The sequence below is a fragment of the Paenibacillus sp. Paensp38 genome (assembly GCF_059491915.1).
This window is the reverse complement of record NZ_CP168516.1, coordinates 3,677,521-3,703,611: the sequence shown is the minus strand read 5'-3', so window position 1 is coordinate 3,703,611 and position 26,091 is coordinate 3,677,521. Positions and strand designations below refer to the sequence as shown.

Annotated in this window: 20 protein-coding genes and 1 riboswitch; all 20 genes read left to right on the top strand. The window is 47.6% G+C overall.

Annotated features, from left to right (window positions below):
• Positions 1–53 precede the first annotated feature (53 nt).
• The 20 genes from gltB to ACEN8J_RS16235 all read left to right on the top strand — a co-directional run bounded on the left by gltB (position 54) and on the right by ACEN8J_RS16235 (position 26,075).
• On the top strand, positions 54–4,652 hold the full coding sequence (gltB, locus tag ACEN8J_RS16330) for a glutamate synthase large subunit (RefSeq protein WP_495593722.1): 4,599 nt from the start codon (positions 54–56) through the stop codon (positions 4,650–4,652).
• Between the two features lie 315 nt (positions 4,653–4,967).
• Positions 4,968–6,605 carry a sensor histidine kinase gene (locus ACEN8J_RS16325; RefSeq protein ID WP_495593721.1) on the top strand — a complete coding sequence of 546 codons (1,638 nt, stop codon included), beginning with the start codon at positions 4,968–4,970 and terminating at the stop codon, positions 6,603–6,605.
• A 116-nt stretch (positions 6,606–6,721) separates the two neighbouring features.
• Complete coding sequence (locus tag ACEN8J_RS16320; RefSeq protein WP_029516189.1) at positions 6,722–7,360, top strand: response regulator; 639 nt, start codon at positions 6,722–6,724, stop codon at positions 7,358–7,360.
• Positions 7,361–7,641: 281 nt separating this feature from the next.
• A complete protein-coding gene (locus ACEN8J_RS16315; RefSeq protein ID WP_029516190.1) occupies positions 7,642–8,385 on the top strand; it encodes a YveK family protein in 744 nt (247 codons plus the stop codon).
• Positions 8,369–9,007 (top strand): CpsD/CapB family tyrosine-protein kinase, encoded by a 639-nt coding sequence (locus ACEN8J_RS16310; protein WP_029516191.1) that lies wholly within the window; start codon positions 8,369–8,371, stop codon positions 9,005–9,007. Before ACEN8J_RS16315 ends, ACEN8J_RS16310 begins: the two co-directional genes overlap by 17 nt.
• 39 nt (positions 9,008–9,046) lie before the next feature.
• Entirely contained in the window at positions 9,047–9,940 is an 894-nt protein-coding gene (gene galU / locus ACEN8J_RS16305) for a UTP--glucose-1-phosphate uridylyltransferase GalU (RefSeq protein ID WP_013309151.1), read from the top strand.
• Positions 9,941–9,956: 16 nt separating this feature from the next.
• Positions 9,957–10,655: a sugar transferase gene (locus ACEN8J_RS16300; protein WP_029516192.1), complete on the top strand. Its 699-nt coding sequence runs from the start codon at positions 9,957–9,959 to the stop codon at positions 10,653–10,655.
• Positions 10,655–11,590 (top strand): glycosyltransferase, encoded by a 936-nt coding sequence (locus tag ACEN8J_RS16295; RefSeq protein ID WP_029516193.1) that lies wholly within the window; start codon positions 10,655–10,657, stop codon positions 11,588–11,590. The genes ACEN8J_RS16300 and ACEN8J_RS16295 overlap by 1 nt, the downstream gene beginning before the upstream one ends.
• A 10-nt stretch (positions 11,591–11,600) precedes the next feature.
• Positions 11,601–12,938 carry an O-antigen ligase family protein gene (locus ACEN8J_RS16290; protein ID WP_039269528.1) on the top strand — a complete coding sequence of 446 codons (1,338 nt, stop codon included), beginning with the start codon at positions 11,601–11,603 and terminating at the stop codon, positions 12,936–12,938.
• A 4-nt stretch (positions 12,939–12,942) separates the two neighbouring features.
• Positions 12,943–13,713: a WecB/TagA/CpsF family glycosyltransferase gene (locus ACEN8J_RS16285; RefSeq protein ID WP_013309155.1), complete on the top strand. Its 771-nt coding sequence runs from the start codon at positions 12,943–12,945 to the stop codon at positions 13,711–13,713.
• 5 nt (positions 13,714–13,718) lie between these two features.
• Positions 13,719–15,161, top strand: a complete 1,443-nt coding sequence (locus ACEN8J_RS16280) for an O-antigen ligase family protein (RefSeq protein ID WP_209949664.1) — start codon at positions 13,719–13,721, stop codon at positions 15,159–15,161.
• Between the two features lie 5 nt (positions 15,162–15,166).
• Complete coding sequence (locus ACEN8J_RS16275) at positions 15,167–16,546, top strand: lipopolysaccharide biosynthesis protein (protein WP_029516196.1); 1,380 nt, start codon at positions 15,167–15,169, stop codon at positions 16,544–16,546.
• A gap of 22 nt (positions 16,547–16,568) precedes the next feature.
• Positions 16,569–17,408 carry a glycosyltransferase family 2 protein gene (locus ACEN8J_RS16270; RefSeq protein ID WP_039269533.1) on the top strand — a complete coding sequence of 280 codons (840 nt, stop codon included), beginning with the start codon at positions 16,569–16,571 and terminating at the stop codon, positions 17,406–17,408.
• Entirely contained in the window at positions 17,395–18,582 is a 1,188-nt protein-coding gene (locus tag ACEN8J_RS16265; RefSeq protein WP_029516197.1) for a glycosyltransferase family 4 protein, read from the top strand. The genes ACEN8J_RS16270 and ACEN8J_RS16265 overlap by 14 nt, the downstream gene beginning before the upstream one ends.
• The gene (locus ACEN8J_RS16260; RefSeq protein ID WP_029516198.1) at positions 18,579–19,727 is read left to right on the top strand and encodes a glycosyltransferase family 4 protein; all 1,149 of its coding nucleotides are present in this window, start codon (positions 18,579–18,581) and stop codon (positions 19,725–19,727) included. The genes ACEN8J_RS16265 and ACEN8J_RS16260 overlap by 4 nt, the downstream gene beginning before the upstream one ends.
• Positions 19,728–19,755: 28 nt before the next feature.
• The gene (locus ACEN8J_RS16255; RefSeq protein WP_029516199.1) at positions 19,756–20,856 is read left to right on the top strand and encodes a glycosyltransferase; all 1,101 of its coding nucleotides are present in this window, start codon (positions 19,756–19,758) and stop codon (positions 20,854–20,856) included.
• Positions 20,857–20,861: 5 nt separating this feature from the next.
• Positions 20,862–22,190, top strand: coding sequence for a UDP-glucose dehydrogenase family protein (locus ACEN8J_RS16250; protein WP_029516200.1), 1,329 nt, complete (start codon positions 20,862–20,864; stop codon positions 22,188–22,190).
• A 256-nt stretch (positions 22,191–22,446) separates the two neighbouring features.
• A complete protein-coding gene (locus ACEN8J_RS16245; RefSeq protein ID WP_176715759.1) occupies positions 22,447–22,593 on the top strand; it encodes a hypothetical protein in 147 nt (48 codons plus the stop codon).
• Positions 22,594–22,847: 254 nt separating this feature from the next.
• On the top strand, positions 22,848–24,224 hold the full coding sequence (locus ACEN8J_RS16240; protein WP_029516201.1) for a sugar phosphate nucleotidyltransferase: 1,377 nt from the start codon (positions 22,848–22,850) through the stop codon (positions 24,222–24,224).
• A 155-nt stretch (positions 24,225–24,379) separates the two neighbouring features.
• A riboswitch (cyclic di-GMP riboswitch) is annotated at positions 24,380–24,460 on the top strand.
• A 13-nt stretch (positions 24,461–24,473) separates the two neighbouring features.
• Complete coding sequence (locus tag ACEN8J_RS16235; protein WP_029516202.1) at positions 24,474–26,075, top strand: glycosyl hydrolase; 1,602 nt, start codon at positions 24,474–24,476, stop codon at positions 26,073–26,075.
• The last annotated feature ends 16 nt before the right edge of the window (positions 26,076–26,091 follow it).

Genomic DNA, 26,091 nt, shown 5'->3' with positions numbered 1-26,091 from the left:
CGGCCGCCTGTATTTCAGGCCAGCATGACTTTATAACAGAAAGGTTGCGTTCCATGAGACAGACAGGTTTACCACCCAAACAGGGACTATATGATCCCCAATTCGAAAAAGACGCCTGCGGCATGGGCTTTGTTGCCCACATCAAGGGAAAACCATCGCACGATATTGTAAGTCAGGCTTTGACCATGCTCGTGAATATGGAGCATCGGGGCGGTCAGGGAAGTGAACCTAACTCCGGTGACGGAGCAGGGATTATGATTCAGGTCCCTCATCTGTTTTTTCAAGAGGAAGCGGAGCGATTGGGCTTCAAATTGCCAAAGGCCGGACATTATGGCGTGGGTATGCTTTTTGTATCCAATGATCCAAAAGTTCGTGAGGTGCATGAGCAGAAGCTAAGAGATATCATCGTGGACGAAGGTCAAAATTGTTTGGGTTTTCGCGATGTTCCAACTTATGACGAAATGCTGGGTAAATCGGCAAAAGCAGCTAAACCGGGTGTGCGTCAGGTATTCATCGGTCGCAGTAGCGATTTGAAGGAAGAGTTGGACTTCGAACGGAAACTGTATGTCATTCGCAAACGTGCAGAGCTTGCTATTCGCTATAACCAAGAGGATGAGAACGGTGAGTCGTTCTATATTCCAAGTTTGTCCTGTCGCAAGGTTGTATACAAAGGAATGCTGACAACCGAGCAGGTAGGTAAATTTTATCTGGATTTGCAGGATGAGCGGGTGACATCAGCGATCGCGCTGGTCCATTCCCGTTTTAGTACGAATACGTTCCCGAGCTGGGATCGTGCGCATCCTTATCGTTTTATGATTCACAACGGTGAAATTAATACGATGCGCGGCAACGTGAACTGGATGCATGCGCGCCAGGCGCAGTTTGAAAGCGAAGCATTTGGCGGAGACATTAAGAAGGTAAAACCCGTCATTAACCCAGATGGCTCGGATACAGCCATGTTTGATAATACGCTGGAGTTTCTGTATCTGAGCGGACGATCCCTTCCTCATGTAGCCATGATGATGGTGCCGGAGCCTTGGAACAAGCATGAAACCATGGACCCGAAGAAGCGGGCATTTTATGAATATCACAGCACTATGATGGAGCCGTGGGACGGACCTGCTGCAATGGCGTTTACAGACGGTATCCAAATCGGGGCGATTCTCGACCGCAACGGTCTGCGTCCTGCACGTTACTATGTGACCAAGGACGATCTGATCGCACTGTCTTCAGAGGCGGGTGTATTGGATATTGCTCCTGAAAATGTGCTCTATAAGGATCGTCTCCGTCCGGGTCGTATGCTGTTGGTTGATACCCAAGAAGGCCGTATCGTTTCTGACGAAGAGTTAAAGGAACGTATTGCTTCCGAGGAACCTTATCAGCAATGGCTGGATGAGCACTTGGTTGATTTGGATGAGCTGCCGGAAGCGCTAGAACAGCCGGAGCCTAAACATGAAAATGTAAATCAGCTTCAGCTCGCTTTTGGATATACGTTTGAAGAACTGCGCAAAATTCTGGAGCCGATGGCACTTACAGGTGCAGAACCGATTGGCTCAATGGGATACGACGCACCATTGGCGGTGCTGTCTGATCGTCCGCAACGTTTGTACAATTACTTTAAACAAATGTTCGCCCAAGTCACAAACCCGCCGATTGACGCCATTCGTGAAGAGATTGTAACGTCAACCGCAACTACGATTGGACCAGAGCGCAATTTACTGCATCCAGAACCGGAAAGCTGTCGCCAGATTCGTTTGGATTCGCCGGTGCTATCGAATGAGGAGTTTGCCAAAATTCGCCACGTGCACCGTCCAGGCTTCAAATCGATGACGATCCCGATCTTCTTTGAAGCGAAGGAAGGTGCTGAGGGCTTACGCAAGGCGCTGGAAGGATTGTTTGAGGCGGCTGACCGTGTCATTGACAAAGGTCATAACATCCTGATTTTGTCCGACCGTGGAGTGGATGCGGAGAATGCAGCCATTCCGGCGTTGCTAGCTGTTTCCAGCCTGCATCACAATTTGATTAAACAGGGTACCCGCACACGTGTAAGTATTTTGCTGGAGTCCGGCGAGCCAAGGGATGTTCACCATTATGCGGTGCTGCTTGGCTACGGTGTGAGTGCGGTTAATCCGTATCTGGCTTTTGAAACGCTGGATGTCATGATTCAGCAGGGTTTGCTGCGCGGCATCTCGCACGAAAAGGCAGTTAAAAATTATATTAAAGCGGCAACGAAGGGTGTCGTTAAAATATTGTCCAAAATGGGTATTTCCACGATTCAGTCGTACCGTGGGGCGCAAATTTTTGAGGCCGTAGGTTTAAAACAGGATTTTGTTGACCGTTATTTCACCTGGACACCTTCCCGCATTGGCGGTATTGGTCTGGAGGAAGTGACTATCGAAGCGCTGGTTCATCATAATCGTGCTTTCACCGACAAGGACGGCAACGACAAAGTGCTGGATTCGGGCGGCGAATATCAATGGCGTAACGATGGGGAAGAGCATTTGTTTAACCCGCAAACGGTGCATTTGCTCCAGCAGTCGGTTCGCTCGGGAGACTACAAGCTTTACAAGAAATACGCCAAGCTGGTACAGGGTGAATCTGAACAGTATTTGACGATTCGCTCCATGCTTCAATTGAAGCCTGCTGGTGAGCCTGTGCCGCTGGATGAAGTGGAATCCGCTGCATCCATTATGCGTCGCTTCAAGACAGGAGCCATGTCCTTTGGCTCGATCAGTCAGGAAGCGCATGAAGATATGGCGATTGCGATGAATCGGATCGGTGGCAAGAGCAATACGGGTGAAGGTGGGGAGAACCCTGCACGTTTCATACCGGATGCCAATGGTGATTCTCGTCGCAGTTCGATTAAGCAGGTAGCATCGGGCCGATTCGGTGTAACATCGAATTACTTGGTGAATGCCGACGAAATTCAGATCAAAATGGCGCAAGGCGCGAAGCCGGGCGAAGGTGGACAACTGCCAGGACGTAAGGTGTACCCTTGGGTCGCTGAGGTCCGTGGCTCTACGCCAGGAGTAGGTTTGATTTCACCACCGCCGCATCACGATATTTATTCTATCGAGGATTTGGCAGAGCTCATCTATGATCTCAAAAACGCCAATCCGCGTGCTGACATTAACGTGAAACTGGTGTCAGAGGTAGGCGTAGGTACGATTGCTACAGGGGTAGCTAAAGGCCGTGCTGACATTATTCTAGTCAGCGGTTACGACGGTGGTACAGGCGCTTCTCCGCAAGGCTCCATTCGTCATGCGGGTATGCCTTGGGAGCTGGGTCTGGCGGAGACGCATCAGACGCTGATGCTAAACAACCTGCGCGACCGCGTAGTATTGGAGACAGACGGCAAGATGCTGTCTGGCCGCGATTTGGTAGTAGCTGCCCTGTTGGGCGCGGAAGAATACGGCTTCTCTACAGCGCCGCTCGTGGCGTTGGGCTGTATTATGATGCGGGTATGCCAAATGGATACATGTCCGGTTGGTGTGGCTACGCAGAATCCGGAGCTGCGCAAAAATTATATGGGCGATCCTGCCCATGTGGTGAATTTTATGCGTTTTATTGCAGAAGATGTCCGTGAAATTATGGCGGAATTGGGCTTCCGTACGATTCAGGAAATGATTGGACGTACGGATTGCCTGGATACCGTGAACGCCGATTCGCACTGGAAGAAGAAGGGCGTAGACCTGAGCTTGCTGTTGCATGTTCCTGAGTTGGAAGAAGGTAGTGTACGTTACCGTGTACAACGCCAAAACCACGGTCTGGAAGAAACACTCGACATGCAGCAGCTCGTACCGATGGCTGCGAAAGCGTTGGAGAACGGAACGCCTGTTGAGGGTACCTTACCTATTACAAACGTGAATCGGGCGGTAGGGACGATTCTGGGCAGCGAGGTCACCCGTAAGTATGGAGCGGCGGGTCTGCCTGAGGATACGATTCGCTTTAACTTTATTGGATCGGCAGGTCAGAGCTTCGGAGCATTTATTCCGAAAGGCATCACGTTGAGCGTGGAAGGCGATAGCAATGACTATGTCGGTAAAGGGCTATCTGGCGGTAAGGTTATTGTGAAAAAGTCTCACAAAGCGACCTTTAAGGCAGAAGAGAACATTATTATCGGAAATACAGCCTTGTATGGAGCGACCAGCGGTGAAGCTTACATTAGCGGAATCGCAGGCGAGCGCTTTGCCGTTCGGAACTCTGGCGCACGTATTGTTGTTGAGGGCGTTGGAGATCATGGTTGCGAATATATGACAGGCGGACGTGTAGCTGTATTGGGTGGAACCGGACGGAATTTTGGAGCTGGAATGTCCGGAGGTATTGCATATGTCTATGACCCTGAGGGGACGTTCCTGAGCCGTTGTAATCTGGAAATGGTGTTGCTGGAAGGTGTGGAAGAACCTACAGAAGCAGCGGAGTTGCGTGGCTTGATTCAACGCCATGTCACTTACACGGGTAGTGAAGCGGGACAACGTATTTTGGATGATTGGCAGACTGCGATTCAGCAGTTTGTACGAGTGATTCCAAAGGATTACAAGCGTATGGTTGAACAGATCCAAAAAGAAGAGGCAACTGGTTTGAGCGGAGATGAAGCTCTATTGGCAGCATTTGAAGCCAATATGCGTGAATTAGCACGTGCCGGGGGCTAAAATGTAGACTACCAGGTTCACTAAAAAAGGACTCGCTGAATACCGCTGTTGTAATCACAGTGGTACCAGCAAGTCTTTTTTAGGTCGCAAAAATGTGATTTATTTCCTTGACAAACGTCATAAATTCTGACATTACCCCCAAAATGTTTTCCTGAAACGGTAAATATGTTATAAAAAGTACCAAATTTTTTGGAATGTAACCGTTTACGTAAGAGTTTATGTCTTGTTATTTATTTTTGGATTGGTTATGATTTTTTAGAGTACACAAACCTAATATGCCCATCGTCCCTTCAAAACACAGAATAGGGTGACAGGATGAAGTTGAGGAAGTCAGCAGAAGACAAAATGATTTTTCTATACCGTTATGTATCACTATCTTTAACGTCACTTGTTTTTCTGTTCGAATCATCTAGATTAATCGTGTGGCAGAAGCTGTTACTGATTGGTTTTCTATTTTTATCCGTTACAGCATTTACTTGGATTTACCGTAAATACAGACTTCATGATATGGTATTGAAATGTAGCATTGCACTAGAAACAGCAGGGATCATTTTGTTGTTATTCCCGACCGGAGGGATAAATAGCCCGTTCAAATGGTATGTGATTACTCCCATGCTGGTAGCTTGTGCCCATCTATCTATGAGGTACAGCTGGACGCTCCTACTTTCTTATATCGGTTTGGTGCTTACATTTTGTTATATCTTTTTTACACCAGGTCAATATTTTTTGTGGGATCTTATATTGCAGAACATTAATTTGTTTCTGGTATTGATCGTAACCACGATGGCAATGCAGGTTATCGGCGTCATGAAGGACGAACTGAAGGTGGCTAAAGAACAAGCCAATGAGACGATGGATCATATCAAGTCAATTTACCACATCATGGAGACGACCAGCCATAATGAGGCATTAAATCTGGGTCAGGTCATCTCGGATTACACTGTCAAGCTTACCAAGCAGAGCCGTGCATTTTTCTGGCTGGATAGTCAGGAGGAGGATGCACCGGCAAGCAGCCAGACAGGCTGGACGGTGGAGGAGGAGGAGCAGCTATTCGAGGAACTGGAGAATTACCGGGAGGAGTTCAGGGAAGAACGCGAACCATTTTTCAGACATCTGCCAGAATGGGGCGACTTTCTCATGATCACCGTACCGATGACGACCCGCTTTGTATCGACGATTGGCCTCAAGCTGGGACCGGATCAAAGTCTGACAGGAAGACGCTGGCTCGTGCAACAACTGATATTCTTGGCTGAGCTGAGTGCTGTGTTTTTGGAGCGCTATGAGCTGGAGCGTATTGAGAATCAATTGATTGTGACGAATGAGCAGAACCGGATTGCAAATGAAATGCATGACAATGTTTCTCAAAGTCTTTTTGGTATTGTGTACGCAACGCATTCTCTCCGGCAAACCTGGTGTCATCAGCCAAAGGAGCAGGTGGAGGAGCAAATTGATCTAATTCAGCAATCTGCCAACCAAGCGGTTAGAGAGCTGAAAGGAGCGATTCATAGTCTAAGCTCGAAAAAAAGCGGAGGCTCAACTTGGTTAGGGACAGTGAAAAGTCATCTGCATACACTATCCAAGCTGAATCATGTACAAATTGATTTTGACATTCATGGTGATCATTATTCACTTCCGTATTTGTACCAAAAGGCTTTGTTCCGCATCATTTCCGAAGCGGCGGGGAACGCAATCCGTCATGGATTGGCCAAGCGAATTGATGTGAAGTTAAAATTGACGCCCCAAGTGATTAGACTGTCTATTCATGACGACGGAGTAGGGTTTGAGACGGCGAGAATGGTAGCAGGAGGTGAGGCGGTCAGTGCAGGCGGGGGCCTGGGCATGATGAATATGGAATATTTAGCTCAATCGATGGGAGGCGAATTTGATATTTCAAGTCGAATCGGAGAAGGAACACAGATCCGATTGTCCATTCCGGTAAATGCTTATGAATGAGGATTTTGCAAAATTCTCGAATAAAATGTGTGAACATTCTGCAATACAAAATCTGCGGTAACAATCGGATACATAGGGATTATGCAAATCCTGAACTGTAGACAGGAGGCCGAATCATGAAAATTGTCATTGTCGATGATCATCCTTTAGTACGGAAAGGACTCGCTGCGGTTATATCCATGCAGCCCAATGTTCAGTTTGCGGGAGAGGCCCAGAATCAACAGGAAGCACTTGTGGTGATTGAGGAAACGGATCCGGATCTGGTGCTGCTGGATTTGAAACTAGCTGATGAATCAGGGCTGGATATTATCAAGATAGCGCGCGGACGTGGTTTCAGAAGTAAATTTATTTTGCTGACCTCTTCCGCAACACGTGAAGATTTTCTGAAAGCAGAGGAAGCTTCCGTGGACGGTTATGTGCTTAAGGAAGCGTTGCCTGAGGAACTAATTTACGCGATTCATCTTGTCAACAAAGGACGCAAATATTATGATCCGGCTATTCTCGAAAACAAGCTGCGTGAAGATGCGGGCAATCTGACGGACGACCTGACGCCAAAGGAAAAGGAAGTGCTGGTCGAGTTGGGACAAGGAGCTTGCAATCGTGAAATTGCATCCCGATTATTTATCAGTGAGTTTACAGTCAAAAAGCATGTCAGTCAGATCCTGGCCAAGCTGCGGCTGGCGGATCGCACGCAGGCAGCGTTGTATGCCAATGCCATTGGTCTGGCGAAGTACGAGCCAACAAACATGGTATGATGCGCTGACTCTATAAGTTGCATTGCACTTTCATATGCGAGTGGAATGAAAAGCCTCAAAATCACCAATTTTTGTGATTTTGAGGCTTTTTTCGATTTCTTTTTCCATAATCAACAATGTATGGTACAAAAGTATACCATGCCGTATCCGAAAGTATACATTTCCCTCCCCCTGTAGTGAGGGAGAAAGTGCCATTCGGTTCCATGTCGTTCACAGAGCCAATTGTTACAATAAAGTCATACTTAAATATGAAGAGAAATTGTATAGGAGGGAGGATTTTTGTGGAGAAAACCATTTTGGATTATCTAGTCCTGATTAAAAGAAGATTGTGGCTGATTGCGATTTTTGTCATTCTCTCATGTGTAACAACATACTTTGTGAGCGACAATGTCGTGAAGCCAGTCTACTCCGCTTCAAGCCAACTGCTGGTTAATCATATTTCCGCCAAGCAGGGGAGCAACAATCTGAACGACGTCAACACAAGTCTTAATTTGGTGGAAAGCTACAAGCAAATTCTCACTTCACCTAAAATTATGGACGCTGTTGTAGCGACTCATCCCGAATTCGGTTTGACACAGCAGAAGTTGGCAGAAAAGCTGCAGATTAAATCCTCGGATAAAAGTCAGGTTATCGGTTTGACGTTTGAGGCAGGGAGCTATCCACAGGCCGCAGCGGTTGTAAACGCGGTTACCCAGAAATTCGTACAGACGGTTCCGGGATTGATGGAATTGAATAATGTAAAAATTTTAAATGAAGCGGATCCTCAGGCCAATCCTGACCCGATTAATGGGAACCCGCTCATGAATATTGCGATTAGTTTTCTCGTATCGCTGATGATTGCATTGGGCACGATTGTGTTCCTGGAAAGCATTAACGGCACGCTGCGCTCGGAAAAAGAGGCAGACGCAGACATCGGTATTCCGGTAATTGCATCGATTCCAGTCATTCGCAAGAAGGACATCGATGGAGCAGCTGGAAATTCCAAAGAACGGGTAGGGGAGCGTAAATATGCTGCGATTGAATGACATGTTGATTACAGAAAGTAATCCATCATCGTATATCTCGGAATCATTTCGATCCCTCCGTACATACATTCGGCAGCAGGTGATTGGACAAAAGGACCGTGGGACGGTTCTATTGTTGACCTCGCCGGAAAGCGGAGCGGGTAAAACAACACTGCTCGCCAACATCGGAGTTTCTTTTGCACAAGAAGGCAAGAAGGTGGCTCTGGTGGATTGCAATCTGCATAAGCCAGCGCTGCACGAGATATTCGGAATGGAGAATACCGGAGGTCTATCGGCTTATTTGCGCGGTGGGGCTTCTTCCAAGTCTATCGTTAGGCATGGTGGCCTGGAGCTATCGGTTGTTCCCGGTGGAGACACCCTGTACAACGCAGCGGATCTGCTCGGTAGCGAACGTATGGCTGAGCTGCTGGAAGAGCTCAAACGTGAATATGACATCATCTTACTCGATTCAGCTCCGGCGCTGAATTATACGGATGCCCGCCTGATTGCAGGCTTGACAGATGGTGTGATTCTCGTTGCTAAACATGGTCGTACCAAACGGGAAGATCTGCGCAAAACAAAGCAACTCATGGAGCAGGCCAGTGCGACGCTGGTTGGAATTGTGATGAATCAGGTGAAGTAAGCAACACCAAAATTCGATGAAGCAAGGAGAATGAGTGCGATGACGAAAAGAGTGAAAAAGGCCATTATTCCAGCAGCAGGGTTAGGTACGCGCTTCCTCCCTGCCACCAAAGCGATGCCTAAGGAAATGCTTCCAATTATCAACAAGCCTACGATTCAATATATCGTGGAAGAAGCGATTGCTTCTGGTATTGAGGACATTATTATCGTTACGGGTAAAGGCAAACGTGCCATTGAGGATCACTTTGACAACGCATTTGAGCTGGAGTCAAAACTGCTCGAGGACGGTAAGCTGAAGCTTCTGGAGGAAGTACAGCGTTCTTCGGGAGTGGAAATTCACTACATTCGCCAAAAAGAACCCAAAGGTCTTGGACATGCGGTATGGTGCGCAAGACGCTTTATCGGGGACGAGCCGTTTGGTGTGCTGCTGGGCGATGATATCGTAACAGGTCAGAAGCCTTGCCTACGCCAGCTGATGGATCAGTATGAGGAAACACAAAATTCGGTTATCGGTGTGCAGCGGGTACCGCAGGAATTTACGAACCGGTACGGCATCATTGAACCGGATCAGCAGGACGGACGCTTGTACCGAGTGAATAATTTTATAGAAAAACCAGCTCCAGGCACAGCGCCATCCGATTTGGCTATTATGGGTCGCTACGTGTTCTCACCGAAAATTTTCAAATATCTTGATCTTCAGGAAAAAGGAGCTGGCGGCGAAATTCAGTTGACGGATGCGATCCAAAAGCTGAATCAGAGTGAGCGTGTGTACGCCTATGATTTTGAAGGCACACGCTATGACGTAGGTGAGCGTCTTGGATATATTTTAACCACACTTGAATTTGCACTTGCCAGCGATGATTTGAAGTATCCGGTTATGGAGGCTATGAATGAATGGTTGAAAAAGACCGAGAAAGCAACCACGGCAGGTTGAGAGGGGGTACGTCAGCATGAGCATGGAAAATTTACCGGAGGACGGCGAGGCTGTCATGTCAGGTAAAGCGTTTTACATGCCATACGGAAATACACAAGTTCAGGATAAAACGTCCTACCTGGTCACAAAACGCCTCCTTGATATGCTGCTGTCGTTCGTAGGCTTGATCGTCTTGCTTCCGCTTTTTGTAGTGGTAGGCGTATTGATTAAGCTCGAAGACCCAAAGGGAAGCGTGTTTTTCAAGCAAACTCGGGTGGGCAAGAATGAGAAGTTATTCGATATGTATAAATTCCGTTCAATGGTGTCCAATGCTGAGGAATTGAAAAAGGACTTGATGGAGCTGAATGAAGTGAGCGGCGCCATGTTCAAAATTAAAAACGATCCTCGGATCACGAAAATTGGTAGTTTTCTGCGCAAGACGAGTATTGATGAGATTCCGCAGCTGTGGAACGTGTTGGTCGGCGACATGACTTTAGTCGGTCCGCGTCCGCCGTTGCCCAGCGAGGTCGAGCAATATTCCGATTATGATAAGCAACGCCTGATTGTAACACCGGGATGTACGGGTTACTGGCAGGTGAGCGCACGTAACAGTGTAGGCTTCGAAGAAATGGTGCAAATGGATTTGAAGTATATTCATGTACGCAATACGTGGCTCGATTTGAAAATCATCATGAAAACAGGCGTTAAAATGCTGTTCTCCAAGGATGCTTATTGATGGATGCATTCAAGCGATGTCCCGCAGTATCCGTCGTTATTTGCACCTATAACCGGGCGGATCTGCTGGAAAAAACGTTAATGTCCCTGCTGGAGCTGGAAGACCTTGCACTGGCTGAGATCATTGTGGTCGATAATCGGTCCACCGATCATACAGCGGCGACGATCAAAAGGTTTACTGTCGCACATGGTCAGAATATCCATCTCCGATATCATTATGAGCGAGAGCAAGGACTGTCTGCTGCTCGTAATGCAGGCATTACGTTATCAAGAGCGGAAGTCATTGCTTTTCTCGATGATGATGCAATTCCGTGTGTTACATGGTTGCAAACGATTATGTCAGCATTCGGGAACAATCCTGAGCTGACGGCTATGGGTGGAAAAATTGACCCTATGTTTGAGACGGAACGACCGGGTTGGCTGACAGGCCCGCTTGAACTGCCTTACACGATTATTGATCTGGGCAAAGCCATTCGTGAATATCCGTCGGGACTGAATCCATTTGGAGCGAATATGGCGATGCGTAAAACGGCTTTTGCCGCTGTTATGTTCCCGCTTCATCTAGGCAGAAAGGGAGATATCCTTCTATCTGGTGAAGAATCGTGGGTATTCGAGCAAATCCGTAAAAATGGTGGAACGATTATGTATCATCCACACATGTCTGTGGAACATTTTGTGCCGGCTTCACGGTTAACAAAAGAATGGATCATGAACCGCTACTATTGTCAGGGCATGTCTAACGCTGCTCAGGCCGTAGGTCTGCGCGGCAACGCGATGCTGATGGCGAAGACGGCAGCCAAAGTGTTATACATCACTTTGGATTCCCTGCTGGCGCGTAGTGAGGGCAGGAAGCTGTTGAACCGGTGCAGGCTTGAAAGTATCCGTGGGACGCTGGATACACTGCGCAACCGGAAAAGCGAGTCAGCTGCGGGGTGAAAGATGGAACATGAGTAACTATCCTTGGACTACTAGAATAAACACCATACAGCATGTTTTTATTTTTCTACTGGGCGCTCTTGCTGTAGGAATTGCGGCTACCTATCAGCCGGTGGTCAGTATTGCGGCGGTATGTTTACTGCTCTTGCTGGCTGTTTCTATCCATCATCCGGAGCGCATCAGCTATGCTGTTTTGCTAAGTACAGCAGTCTCAGTCGATTCTCTGTATCAGGGCGGCGTGTTCGGTATTGAGATTTTGTCATTGTACAAATTGGGCATTTTGGCTCTGCTGGTGCCGTGCATGCTCGTGTATGGCATACGTCTCAAGTTCAGCTATCCGGTCTGGGCATTGGTGATCATGCTGGGGATCACATTTGGATTTTCAGCATGGATGCCTTTGTTAACGACCTCGATTGCCGTCAAGGCGTTCGTCGGTTTATCACTCCCTTTCTTTTTTTTACTGATCCAGTGGAAAAAGGATGTGGCAGAAAAGCATATCCGACTGATCAGTCTGTTGCCAATTATTAGTGTGGTCATTGGGCTGGGTTTGCAGGTTCTAGGGCTGCATTCGTTTACGGATGTGGAATTTACGGGCGCAGTCAGAGTACAAGGAGCGAATATACCGCCGCATCTGGCAATGCTCTCCTTTCTCGGAATTGCCGTCTCTCTAATTGAGGTCAAGCGCAAACCCAAGCAAGCCGCTTTTTATTACACAGTGTTGGCACTGAACTTTTTGATTCTGATCGCCACCGGTACACGTGGACCGATTCTGGCATTGTTATTAATGTTTGCTGTGTATCTGTTTGATATTGCCCGTCAGTACCTCAAGGGGAAAGTCAATTATTTGCTACCGCTGGCCGGATCGTTTTTGGTTGCTCTGGGGGCGGTGGCCCTGCAATGGAACAATTTAAAAAAACGCTCCTTCGAACGGGAGACCGATACAGGCATTGACCTATCGGGACGCTCGGAGGCATGGGAATATTTTTTGAACAGAGTACATGATTACCCTTGGTCAGGTAGAGGTCTTGGCGCGGTAACGGTTGCGAACGACGGGACGTTATTCAATGGTTTCGTTGTACCGCATAATGAGTATATTCGCTTTTATTTTGACACGGGATATATCGGTTGCGGGCTATTAATGCTTTCATTGCTGATCGTGTTCGCTCTCATTTACCGGTCGCTTGCCAAGTCTATCAAACCTTATTTTGCAAGCTTAATTGCAGGCTTTCTGATCTACTCGTTTTCAGATAATACGTTGTCGACGGTTCAGATGATTATTCCATTTTGCTGGTATTTAAACGCGTTATACCAGACATCTACTCAAACCGATTTTCGCAAAGAGAAGTGATACGATGAGCAGAGTGAACATGTTCGATGTCAACTTTGATAATTACGATTTTAATGATCTACTCGAATTTATAGATACTTCTATTGAACATCAGCGTCATTCCTACATTTTGACCTGTAATGTCGATCATGTGATCAAGCTTCGCAAGGATGATGAATTCCGCAAGGTGTATTCAGATGCCGGAGCTGTAGTGGCCGATGGGATGCCTATCATATGGGCGTCCAAGTTACTGAAAAAGCCCCTCAAACAAAAAGTGTCCGGGTCAGATTTGTTCACTCGGTTGGGGGAGGCTTTTGAGGATCGAGGCTATCGTTTATTTTTTCTGGGTGCAGCTGACGGTATTCCTGAGAAGGCTATGCTCAATCTCCAGGAATCTTATCCGAACATGAACGTGGTGGGCTGTTACTCTCCTTCTTATGGATTTGAGAAAAACGAAGAGGAGAACAGACACATTGTCCAATTGCTGCAAGAGGCTCGCCCGGACATCGTTTTTGTTGGTGTAGGCGCACCTAAACAGGAAAAATGGATTTACAGATATTATGAGACTTACCGCGCTCCGATTTCGATTGGGGTGGGAGCGACCTTTGATTTCCTGTCGGGAAATGTGAAAAGAGCACCGGAGCTGATGCAGAAGACGGGATTTGAATGGTTCTGGAGATTGTCTCAGGAGCCTAAACGATTGTGGAAAAGATATTTGATTGAGGATTCCCAATTTCTCGTTCTGCTGTTTAAGGAGATGTTCAAGCGGAAGCGGATGAAGGGAGGTCAGGGGTGAGAAACATGAGTCGGTTGGCAGATCAGCAGATTTCCGTTTGGCTAGGAAATCGGCGTGGAATCGGCATGATCGGCATGGGGTTGCTGGCTTGTATGCTGCCACTCGCCATCGGATTTGCCAGCGCCAAGATGAATCCCACCATGAGCCAGCAGGGAGCCATATTGCTGGCGCTCGTTTTTCCGGCCTTCCTGCTGGCGATCTTGCAATCCCGGCTACTGATTCCTTACACGCTGGTAGTGTGGGCAGTAGGCCCGGAAATCCGCCGTATTGCGGATTGGTTGGAGGGAACCTACCACTCGGTTTCCTTGTTGAGTGTGGCACCGCTGCTGGTAAGCAGCATGTTGATTATTCCTGTGCTGCGGGGTATTCATCTGGCGGAAAAGCCATTAACCCGAATTGCTGTATTTTTCGGCATGGAATTGGCCTACGGAAGTGTCGTCGGGTTATTCAAAAATGGTATTGTTTTTGCTTATGATTTAGCCAATTATGTGGTTCCTTTGATCCTGTTGCCTTATCTTGCGATTAAGCCCATGAAGGCGAAGGAGCTGGACCGACTGCTGTATTCATATGCCAACATTGCTGTTCTTGTGGCAATTTACGGCATTATCCAGTACTTGACGGTGCCTCCGTGGGATGCATTTTGGATGAATCATGTAGAAATGAATTCCATTGGTGTTCCAGAACCACTTCAAATCAGAGTATTTTCTTCCATGAACTCGCCCGGTCCGTGCGCTATTTTCCTGGCAATGGCACTTGTACCCATGCTAATGGAAAAACGTTGGCGTGGCACTTTGGGATGGATCGGAATCCTGCTGACGGTCGTTTGTCTCTTAATCACGCTGGTACGTTCAGCCTGGCTAATTGCATTCGTCATGTTGCTGGCTTATATTCTCAGTTCATCTTCCAAGGGGAAGTGGAAGACCTTGGTTCAACTAGCTGTCGTCGGTCTTCTTCTCTACATTATTGTTCCAAAACTTCCAGGGGCAGAGGGTTTGGTGGCTCGTATGCAGACGTTGACGGATATTCAACAGGATCATTCGTACAACGAGCGTTTGGATTTACTGCATACGATGCTTCCGGCGATTACTAGCAATCCAGTCGGGCAGGGGATCGGGAGTGTAGGAATCGGAACCAAGCTTGATAACGGCGGCGATCTCGGTGAACTTGGGATTATGGATAATGGGTATATTGCCATTTTCCTCACCTTCGGTATTTTCGGAGCATTCTTTTTCTTCGGTGGTCTGTTCGTTATCATCAAGCGCCTTCTCGTCCGTATTGCCGAACGAGATTCCAGTCAGCCTTATATCAGACTGGCGTTGGCTACGTGGGCTGGAGCTGTAGCCAGTCTCATATCGGATAATGGTTTCCCGGGTATGCGCGGCTATCTGATCTGGATGATGATCGGAATAGGACTATGGGCAAAAGATGTCATCGCGGAAAGAAGGTAAAGGCTGTGCAAAACTTACAAGCATTATCCGCACCTGTCCGGACACTATGGTCCACAGTGATTCGGTTTGCCAAAAGCAAGGATAACAGCTCTGCAGCAGTAAAAACGATGATATTCAGTATGCTGATTCTCGTCGTGAACATGCTGACTGGTGTGCTAACGGCACGATTCCTGGGTCCTACTGGACGCGGGGAACAGACAGCGATGGTGAACTGGTCTCAATTTCTCGCCTTCTGCATGAGCTTCGGTGTCCCTTCTGCATTGATTTACAATGCGAAAAGGAAACCGGAGGAAACGGGCAAGCTATATGGTTTGGCCTTGTTGCTGGCTACCATGTTCGGGGGCTTGGCGACACTCGTCGGAGTATTTCTAATTCCTTATTGGCTGCGCTCTTTTTCTTCATCGGTCATCCTTTTCGCGCAGTGTTCCATGATGATGTGTCCGCTCATAGCGATTTCACAGATCAATAATGCATTGCTTCAAGTTCGCTCGGAATATAAGCAGTACAATTTATTCCGGTATCTGGTACCGCTAAGTACGTTGCTGGGTCTGGCGATTCTGATCCTAACCGGAAATATGAATCCGTACACCTCGGCATTGGCTTATTTACTACCAGGCTTGCCGATTTATATCGGTGTCACGATACGAATGATTCGGCTGTACAAACCCAAGGTAAAGAACAGCTGGACGCAATTTAAAAATCTCTTTACCTACGGTATGGGTTCATACGGAAATGATCTCATGGGGCAGGTTTCCACTTATATTGATCAGATTTTGATTGCGGGTCTGCTCAGACCCGCTGATCTCGGTTTATATGCAGTAGCGGTCAGCTTGGCCAGGATGGTGAATGTATTTTCTACCTCGATCATTGTCGTGCTGTTTCCCAAAGCCTCTGGTCTGAATAAGGAAGAGGCGGTGGACATAACATTTCGGGCATTTCGAGTGACATCAACAGCAACCTTTCTGGCTGCGATGATGCTGATGCTGATTGCTCCGTTCGTATTTACATTGTTATATGGTCAAGAGTTTAAACAAGCGCTTACGGTATTCCGGTTCCTTGTGCTTGAGGTTGCTATCAGTGGAGGGACCATGGTGCTGGCACAACAATTTATGGCGTTGGGTAAGCCCAAACTGGTTACCATTCTACAGGGTGTCGGATTGGCGCTCGTCATTCCATTGCTGTCCATACTCGTGCCGAGATATGGATTGACGGGTGCAGGGATAGCAATGCTGTCTTCGGGGATTCTACGGTTCATTTTCATTTTATGTAATGTTAAATTCGTTCTAAAAATGAAGATTCCAAGACTGCTTATTTCCAAACAAGATTTTCAATGGCTCCGATCAACGATGTCACACTACATCCGGAAAAAGCCAGTTAACGGTTAGATAAAGAAGGAGGCACCCGCTAATGAACCACATGTCTAGCGTTCCCGCGGACAACCGGATATCCGTAGTTATTATCGCTCAGGATGATGGCACTCGAATCACAGCCGCCATTAAATCCTGCAAGCCCTTTGCGGACGATATCGTCGTCATTGACGGAGGGAGCAAGGACAATACGATTCAGGTAGCTGAATCCTTGGGCTGTCGGGTGTTTTCTAACCCGTGGCCCGGTTATGCCAAGCAGCGCATGTTTGGTGTTGAAAAAGCGGAATTTGATTGGATATTCCTGATTGATACGGACGAAGTAGTGGATGCAGAGTTGCTTGGAGATTTGTTGAAAGTAAAAGAAACGCTCCACGATCCGGCCAAAGCATATTCCGTATTTCGGATTGGTGATTTTCTCGGCAAATGGATGAATAAAGGCGAATATCTGGTTCGTTTGTACAATCGTCGTATTTATGGCATTACGAATAGTCTTGTTCATGAAATGCCGGATGTAGCCTCTTCCCAGATTGTCAATCTGGAGGGTGTGTTATGGCACTACGGCTTCCGCAGCATCAGTGATCATATGACCCGTTTTAATAAATATACAGATCTGGAAGCAGAGACGGCGTTTAACAAAGGAAGATCCTTTCGGATGACCAGACTGTTGTGGCGGCCTCCTGCCCGCTTTGTGCAGAAGTATTTTGTCCAAGGCTTATACCGCAAGGGATTGGCGGGTTTTGCCGTAGCCGTTTTCTGGGTGATGTATGAGTTTCTCGTCTGCTTCAAGCATTATGAGCTAACCAAGCGGCGAAAAAAGATAGAAATCGTGGATGACGGACATACCGAGCAGAAAGGAGAAACCAGCTATGTCGTACAATAACGGATTTCGTATTGCGGCAACGGGGTTGAGCTGGCCGTCTTTGCAGCCAGGAGGCCTCAACACATATTTCCAATCGATCTGTGAGCAGCTTACGTTAGAGCGCAATACGTTGGATGCTCTAATCTGTAGTGACGAGCAGCCGCAAGCACCCGACCGTATTCGGATTCATACGATTGGCAGCAAGCAGCAATCCATCTGGAAGCGCCGGGAGCTAATGCAAAAATATGCAGCAGAGTTGTTCGACAAGCAACCGATGGATATATTGTATTCCCATTTTGCTCCCTATAGTGTCGGGCCAGCGCTGGAGGCGAAAAAAAGAGGAATCCCGGTAGTTACCACCTTTCACGGACCGTGGACGGAGGAAATGAAGATTGAAGGACAGGGTATCAAGCATTTTCTAAAAACGACGTTGGCTAAATCCATTGAAATGAAGGCCTACGGTCTGTCGGATAAATTTATAGTGCTAAGCGAGACTTTTCGGGATATTTTGCATGAGCACTATAAGGTTCCACTCAGCAAAATTCACATTATTCCCGGAGCGGCGAATGTAGAAAGGTTCCACCCAGCAGAGGATCGGGGAGCAGTACGAGAGCGTCTGAATTTGCCGCAAAACGCGACGATTGTGCTAACCGTTCGTCGTCTTGTTAATCGAATGGGACTGCTACAGCTACTCGAAGCATGGCGACGAGTAACCGAGCGTCATCCTGATCATCTGCTGCTGATTGGAGGGAAGGGCCCCTTGATGGAGGAATTGGCTTCCAAGGTAGCGGAATACAATCTTCATAACCATGTAAGGCTGCTCGGTTATGTGTCGGATGAGGAGCTTCCACTGTACCACCAAGCATCGAATTTGTTCGTCGTACCTACACAGGCGCTGGAAGGTTTCGGTCTGATCACGGTGGAGGCAATGGCTTCGGGACTGCCAGTGCTGGCCACTCCTGTGGGCGGTAGCAAGGAAATTTTAAGGGGATTCCGTCCCGAGCTATTGTTCCAGGGAACGGACAGTGAAGCCATTGCTGAAGGGTTGCTGCGTGTGCTGGATCATCGTGAACTTCTACCGAATGCAAGGGAATGCCGGGACCATGTCCTGAGCAGATATACATGGGGACATGTAGCGGAGCAGGTGGAAGAGGTGTTCCGACAGGTCCTTGACAGAAAGGCGGCGGCGAAATGATGAGAGTAGCTTATATTGACCATACGGCAAGATGGAGCGGCGGCGAAGTCGCTTTGTATAACATACTGACGAATATCGGGGAACATATCGACCCGCTCGTTATTTTGGCAGAGGAGGGCGATTTGGCAGATCGGCTTCGGCAGCGTGATATTGATGTGCGCATCGTTCCATTGGACGATTCGATTCGCAATCGGGGACGGAACGCCGTGAATCTAGGTGCGCCTGCAGCAGCCTTTCGTTTGCTGGCATACGGTAGAAAACTTGCGCCCTTGCTGCGTGAGGAAAAGGTCGTGTGCGTTCACACGAACTCGCTCAAGTCTGCACTGTATGGTACAGTAGCTGCCAAATCGGCGAAGCTGCCCTTGATCTGGCATATCCGTGACCACATCGGTCCGCCGTATCTGAAGCCGATTGTAGCCAAAGGAATTCGGCTGATGTCCCGCTTTTTGCCCAACGGAGTGATTGCCAATTCCAAGTCCACGCTGAGTGCATTGGAGTTACCCCCGGACAAAAAGACGCTCGTCGTTTATTCCGCTTTTGCCAAAGCAATTACAGCACGTGACACGGCTGCGCATTCACGTGGTGATGACTCGTTTAACGTCGTATTGGTCGGCAGATTGGCGGAATGGAAGGGACAACATATTTTACTGGAAGCGGCACGTTCCTTTTTACCGGATCAGCGTGTGAAATTCTGGCTGGCTGGAGATGCATTGTTCGGAGAAGAGGAATACAAGCAACGATTAGAGTCTACGATGCGCGAATACGGGTTGGCTAATGTCAATCTGCTGGGGCACGTCGATGACATTCAAGGCCTGATGCAGCGTTGTGATTTGCTGATTCATACCTCTATCACACCAGAACCATTCGGCCAGGTCATTATTGAAGGCATGGCTGCTGGTCTCCCAGTGATTGCTTCCAATGAGGGTGGACCCAAGGAAACGGTGGTACCCCATGAAACCGGGCTACTTATTGAACCGGGTGACCCGGCTAAGCTGGAAGAAGCCATCCGCTGGATGTTGGAGCATCCACAGGAACGTCAGCAGATGGGTGAGAGAGGGATGGAGCGGGTCAAGAAGCATTTTGTCATCGAGAACACAGTTAAGGATATAGTTCATTACTATAAGGGTTTGTTGGCAGGAGTCTGACCGACATTCGCGTTAAAGGATGATTTAGATGAAAATAGCGATAGCACACGATTACTTAATCCAAATGGGCGGAGCGGAAAGGGTAGTAGAGGTATTCCACGATATGTATCCGGAGGCTCCTATCTTCACAACGGTGTTCAGCGACGACCGCCTGTCGCGTAACTTGAAAGATGCGGATATTAGAGCCACTTGGCTACAAAAAGTCCCAGGAGTGAAGGCCAACTTCAAAGGAGTGCTGCCGCTATATCCCATCGCTATCCGTGATTTTGATTTTAGGGATTTCGATATTGTTTTAAGCTCCAGCAGTGCATTTATGAAAAGCATCCAGGTACCCAAACATACGTTTCACATTTGTTATTGTCACACACCGATGCGGTTTGCCTGGGATTACGATACATATATGGCCCGGCAGTCCAAATCCAACCTGCTCAAAAACATGCTAAAGCTGTACATGAACCGGTTGAAAACATGGGATGCCAAAACTTCGCGCAACGTAGACCAGTTTGTCGCCAACTCTTCGGTTGTTAAAAGAAGAATTTTGCACTATTACCAAAGGGATTCGGATGTCATTTTCCCACCTATTAATACATCCCGTTTTAAACGCGCTACAAACATCGGTGACTATTACCTGATCGTATCCCGATTGGTGTCCTACAAGCGCATCGATCTCGCGATCGAAGCATTCAAACGTAACGGTCTCAAGCTGCGCATTGTGGGTGAAGGACCAGATCGTAAACGACTCGAAGGTATGGCTGCCCCGAACATTGAGTTCCTCGGCAGGCTTGAGGACGAAGAGGTTAACAAGCTGATGGCAGAATGCCGAGCGCTCGTTTTTCCGGGCGAAGAGGACTTCGGTATTACGCCTTTGGAGGCGAATGCGGCCGGACGGCCTGTCATCGCTTTTCAGGGTGGGGGAGCGCTGGATACGATTGTTCCTCATGTGAACGGCGTATTTTTCCGCAAGCATCAAGTAGAGGATGTGCTAGAGGCCGTCGCAAAGGTCGAGCAGCATGCATGGAATGTGGACGATATCATTACCCATGCCCGCAAATTTGATGAAGATAACTTCAAGGATCAACTGAAAAAGTATGTAGAACAAGCCTATGTGAACTTTCTAAAAGGAGGATGAACGGAATGAAGCTGGCTGTAATTGGTACTGGATACGTTGGGCTCGTCTCGGGTGTATGTTTTGCGCAAAAAGGTAATGAGGTGATTTGTGTCGATCTGGAGCAGTACAAAATCGACATGTTGAACCGGGCAGAATCTCCGATTTATGAACCGGGTATTGAGGAATTGATCGCGCTGAATCTGGAAGCAGGTCGATTGGAGTTTACTTCGGATTTGGCTGATGCGGTACGCCGCTCGGATATCGTCATTTTGGCGGTAGGTACGCCTTCTCTGGCTAACGGCGAGGCGAACTTGTCCTACATTGAACAGGCGGCTGCTGATGTTGGGAAAGCCATGAACGGGTATAAGATTATTATGACCAAGAGTACTGTACCTGTCGGAACGAACGAAAAGATTAAGGACGTATTGGCTCGTCACACGAGTTTGTCTTTCGATATCGTATCTGCGCCGGAGTTTCTGAGAGAAGGCTCAGCCATCAATGATACGCTTCATCCGGATCGCATCATTATTGGTTTGGACAATACTGGATTGCGTGAAACAATGGTCACTCTGCATCAGGTGTTCACGGATAAAATCTATGTGACGGATATCCGTAGTGCTGAAATGATCAAATACGCGTCAAATGCGTTCCTGGCAACTAAAATTTCGTTTATTAACGAAATCGCTAATATTTGCGAAAAGGTTGGCGCCGATGTAACCTGTGTGGCTGATGGCATGGGGATGGACAAACGGATCGGCTCCTCTTTCCTACAAGCAGGGATCGGGTATGGTGGCTCTTGCTTTCCAAAAGACACAAATGCGCTTATCCAAATTGCGGGTAATGTAGACTATGAATTTAAGTTGTTGAAATCGGTGGTCGAGGTGAATACCGACCAGCGCTTTATGATTGTATCCAAGCTGCGTGAATCGCTGGGTCAACTGAACGGTGTGTCGATTGGCATTTGGGGCCTCGCCTTCAAGCCAAATACAGACGACATCCGCGAAGCTCCAGCACTGGAAATCGTAGAAACACTCATTCAGGCAGGCGCAATTGTCAAACTGTATGATCCCATTGCGATGGATAAATTCAAGGAGCACGTGGATCACCCGAATATTGTGTGGTGCTCATCCCCACAGCAAGCCGCCGAAGGTAGCGACGCTGTGTGCCTGTTGACCGATTGGGAAGAGTTCAAAAAGGTCGATCTCGTACAACTGGCCTCCCTTCTGCGCAAACCGGTTCTAATTGACGGTCGTAACGTATTCGCCGAGGAACAGATTCAAGGCTCCGGGCTGGAATACTATTCCGTGGGTCGTCCGCGGATGAGTGGGTGGAACAGAGATAAAGTGGAAGTTTAAAAGTGACAGATTAAAAAGTGACTGTGGCGGGGGTGGAAACGCTACACGTGCAGATTGTTCTTCCGATTGCTGTTCCCCCCGGATTTTCTTGATTGTATAAAACATTCAAAGGTTAAAATCCGGGGGTAAAGGCAAACGCTGCGCTTCTTCAGAACAATTCTGCCCGCTCCGCTGCTTTCCGCCGTGGAGTCACAGTTTTTAAACTCCCACCTTATGGGATGGGAGTAGGAAGGGCGTATCGGAAGGAGCGGCACCGTTGAGGCCGCTCCTTCCGGTCAAGCGCCGCTGCGCCGCCCCTGTGGAGCAAGCACTACCATGCGGATACGCTATGCTGCTCCTGCGACGCAAAGACGCCATTGCTGTTGCCGAAGGCGTGAGATTTTTACAGGCTGACCGGACTTAATAATGTCCGGTCGCGCCTTTTGCAATAAACGATATGATCGGCATGATGCATTTTTGAGTAGCGCAGGGGTGGATTTGAATCTGGAGAAGCGATAGCGTTCGCCTTTGTACCGGGATTCAAACCTATATACGATTTTATATAATCGAATGAATCCCGGTCCAACAGCGATCGTAAGATCAAATCCAGCCCGTAGCGGACTACTCAACCCTGCCCCATCCGATCACCCATACATTATAGAGAGGAAGTGGAGAGTTATGAAGCTCGTACTTTTGTCTGGTGGTTCCGGTAAAAGATTATGGCCTTTGTCCAACGATTCCCGTTCCAAACAATTTTTGAAGGTACTGGAGAGCCCGGAGGGGACTTCGGAATCCATGGTACAGCGGGTATGGAGACAATTGGGAGACAACGGATTATCAGAATCCTCGTTTATTGCGACAGGGAGAGCACAGGTCGAAATGATCCAGAGTCAGGTTGGGCCGAATACGCGTATCATTGTTGAGCCAGAACGCAGAGACACCTTTCCTGCGATTGCGCTGACAGCGACTTATTTATATTCCATTGCAGGTGTTTCACCTGATGAAATTGTAGCTATATTGCCTGTAGATCCTTATGTTGAGGATGCTTTCTTCGCCTCCGTAGCCCAACTGGAACATACGCTTCAGGAGAGTGAAGGCAAGCTTGCATTAATCGGGGTTGTCCCTTCCTATCCTTCAGAGAAATATGGTTACATTATTCCGAAAAACGATGCCACCCAAGGTAGCACTGGCTACCGCGAAGTGAGCCATTTTCAAGAGAAACCCGACCGGGAGCAGGCGGAGCGTCTGATTGAACGCAATGCTCTATGGAACTGCGGGGTTTTTGCGTTCAAATTAAGTTATTTGCTGGATATCTTGGCATCCAAGGGATTGCCGCTGAATTATGAAGAAATGCAAAAGCAATACGCATCTCTGGAAAAAATCAGTTTTGACTATGAAGTAGTCGAGAAGGAAAAGGACATTGTAGTTCTTCCGTATGATGGTTTTTGGAAGGATTTAGGTACTTGGAATACGCTCACAGAAGAAATGTCTAATCAACAAGTGGGCAGAGGTGTAGTAACGGAGGATTGCGTCAATACGAGTCTTATTAACGAGTTGGACATTCCTGTGGCGATCATTGGAACGAATGATCTGATTGTAGCCGCTAGCCCGGATGGCATTCTTGTGACCAATAAGGCAGAAAGTCCTCGTATTAAAGAAGTGCTCAAGGCTCATGATCAGCGTCCAATGTATGAAGAACGTCGTTGGGGGCAGTATCGGGTTGTGGATTATGTCAAATATGACGAGGGTAACGAGGTATTGACCAAACGAATCCGCGTACGAAAAGGCAAAAATATCAGCTACCAGCTTCATTTCAAACGGAGTGAAATCTGGACCATTATTAGCGGTGAAGCGGAAATTATTTTGAATGAGAAGCTACACAAAGTAAAGGCTGGTGATGTAGTCCGCATTCCTGAAGGGACGAAGCATAGCATTTTGGCTGTGACCGATGTGGATTTTATTGAGGTGCAGACTGGCTCTGAATTGGTTGAAGAGGATATTGTCCGCTTTTGTATGGATTGGAATGAAATTTCCCGTCACCAATTTATCTCATAATTATTTTCGTGAAAACGAAAAAAAGACAAATTCATGAAAATTCATGGCCCAAACTGTCGAATTTGGGCGAAAACCTGTAAATTCATGAACATGACCTATTAAATTTTGGTAAAATAAAGTCGATACTTAGGGTAAGAAGGAATCCAAACTCCTTCCAACGATAAACGCAGCCCTGTCGAAAGGCAGGTACGCAAAGCTAAAGGGCCTTCCACAAGGATGGCAGCCTGGCTACCGAAAGGAAGAGCGAAAGTGAGATTCAATTTTATTCCTCTGTATCGACTGATACGTCATGTACTCCCCGTTGTTATACTTTTTTCATTGTTGCCCGTCGGTTTTGGTGATTCTCTGTCTGTGGCGAATGCCGCTTCATTACAACCTGTTAATTCGGACGCTTCTATTCAGGCCCGTGAACTATACAATTATTTACTCAACATCTCAGGGAAAAAAATAGTCACCGGTCAGCATGATTATTTGGAAAGTCCGGATGAATTAAGTAACAAGGTCCAAAAAATCAGTCAGGCATATGTAGGTGTACACGGCTATGAGATGGGAGCTATCTCTGGTCAATCTGACGCTACAGAAGCAGCGCAACGTAAAAATGTCGTCGATAGTGCTATCCGTTGGGACAGATCCGGTGGTATTGTGACGATGACTTTTCATGAAGCGCTACCAGGTAGGCCACTGACTTGGGCCAATGTACAGGCGAAAGTAAGTCAGACAGAGTTCAACAAATACGTGACCCCAGGTACTACGCAGTATAACCTCCTCATTGCCGATCTGGATAAGGTCGCTGTATCGTTAAAGCAGCTTCGTGATGCAGGGGTTCCGGTTTTGTGGAGACCTTACCACGAGATGAATGGCGACTGGTTCTGGTGGGGAAACAAAAATAATTTCAATCAGCTATGGAATATCATGTACGACCGTTTTACCAACACACATCAATTGAACAATCTGCTGTGGGTATGGAGTCCGAATGCGCCCAATTCGTATACTGTCCCGTACACCCCGAAATACCCGGGGGATGACAGAGTGGACATCTTGGCAGTAGATATTTACAACAATGATTTTAAGCAAAGTCATTACGAAGGTCTGCTTGGGCTGGCACGGAATAAGCCGATTGCCATTGGGGAGCACGGTGAGATGCCTAGTTCTGAGGTGTTGCAGGCTCAACCTAAATGGGTATATTCCATGACTTGGGGCAAGATGCTGACTGAGAATAACACAACAAATCAAATTCAGGATTATATGAATGATTCGAGGAGTTTGACGCGGGATGATGTGAAGAATGGATTGGAAACGATTCAACCACCTGGGACAGATATACCGACCTTACCGGACGAGGGACAAAGTGAGCCTATCCCGGCTCCGCCAGTAGTGATCGTTCCCCCAGCTCCGACTCCTCCTTCTGTTCCTGATGTGGTATATGTGAACGGGTTGCGTGGCGAATATTTTAACAATATGAATTTGAATGGAAGTCCTGTTTTGATCCGTACAGATAGCAAGCTGGACTACAACTGGCGTGCCAATGCAGCTGACCCTAAGGTGAATGCCGATCAGTTCTCGGTTCGCTGGACGGGTAAAATCAAACCGCAATATAGCGAGACCTATACGTTCACCACGATATCCGATGATGGTATCCGTGTATGGGTAGACGGCAAGTTGGTGATTGACAGCTGGTTCAAACAAAGCTGGACAGAGCGTAAAGGCAGTATGACTTTGGAAGCAGGCAAAATGGTAGATTTAAAAGTAGAATACTATGATGAAAAAGGCGACGCGATGGCACGTCTAATGTGGGAAAGTCAGCATGAAGCGAAAGCGGTGATTCCCGGAAACGCTTTGTTTCTTCCTTGATTAATACTCTTTCCCG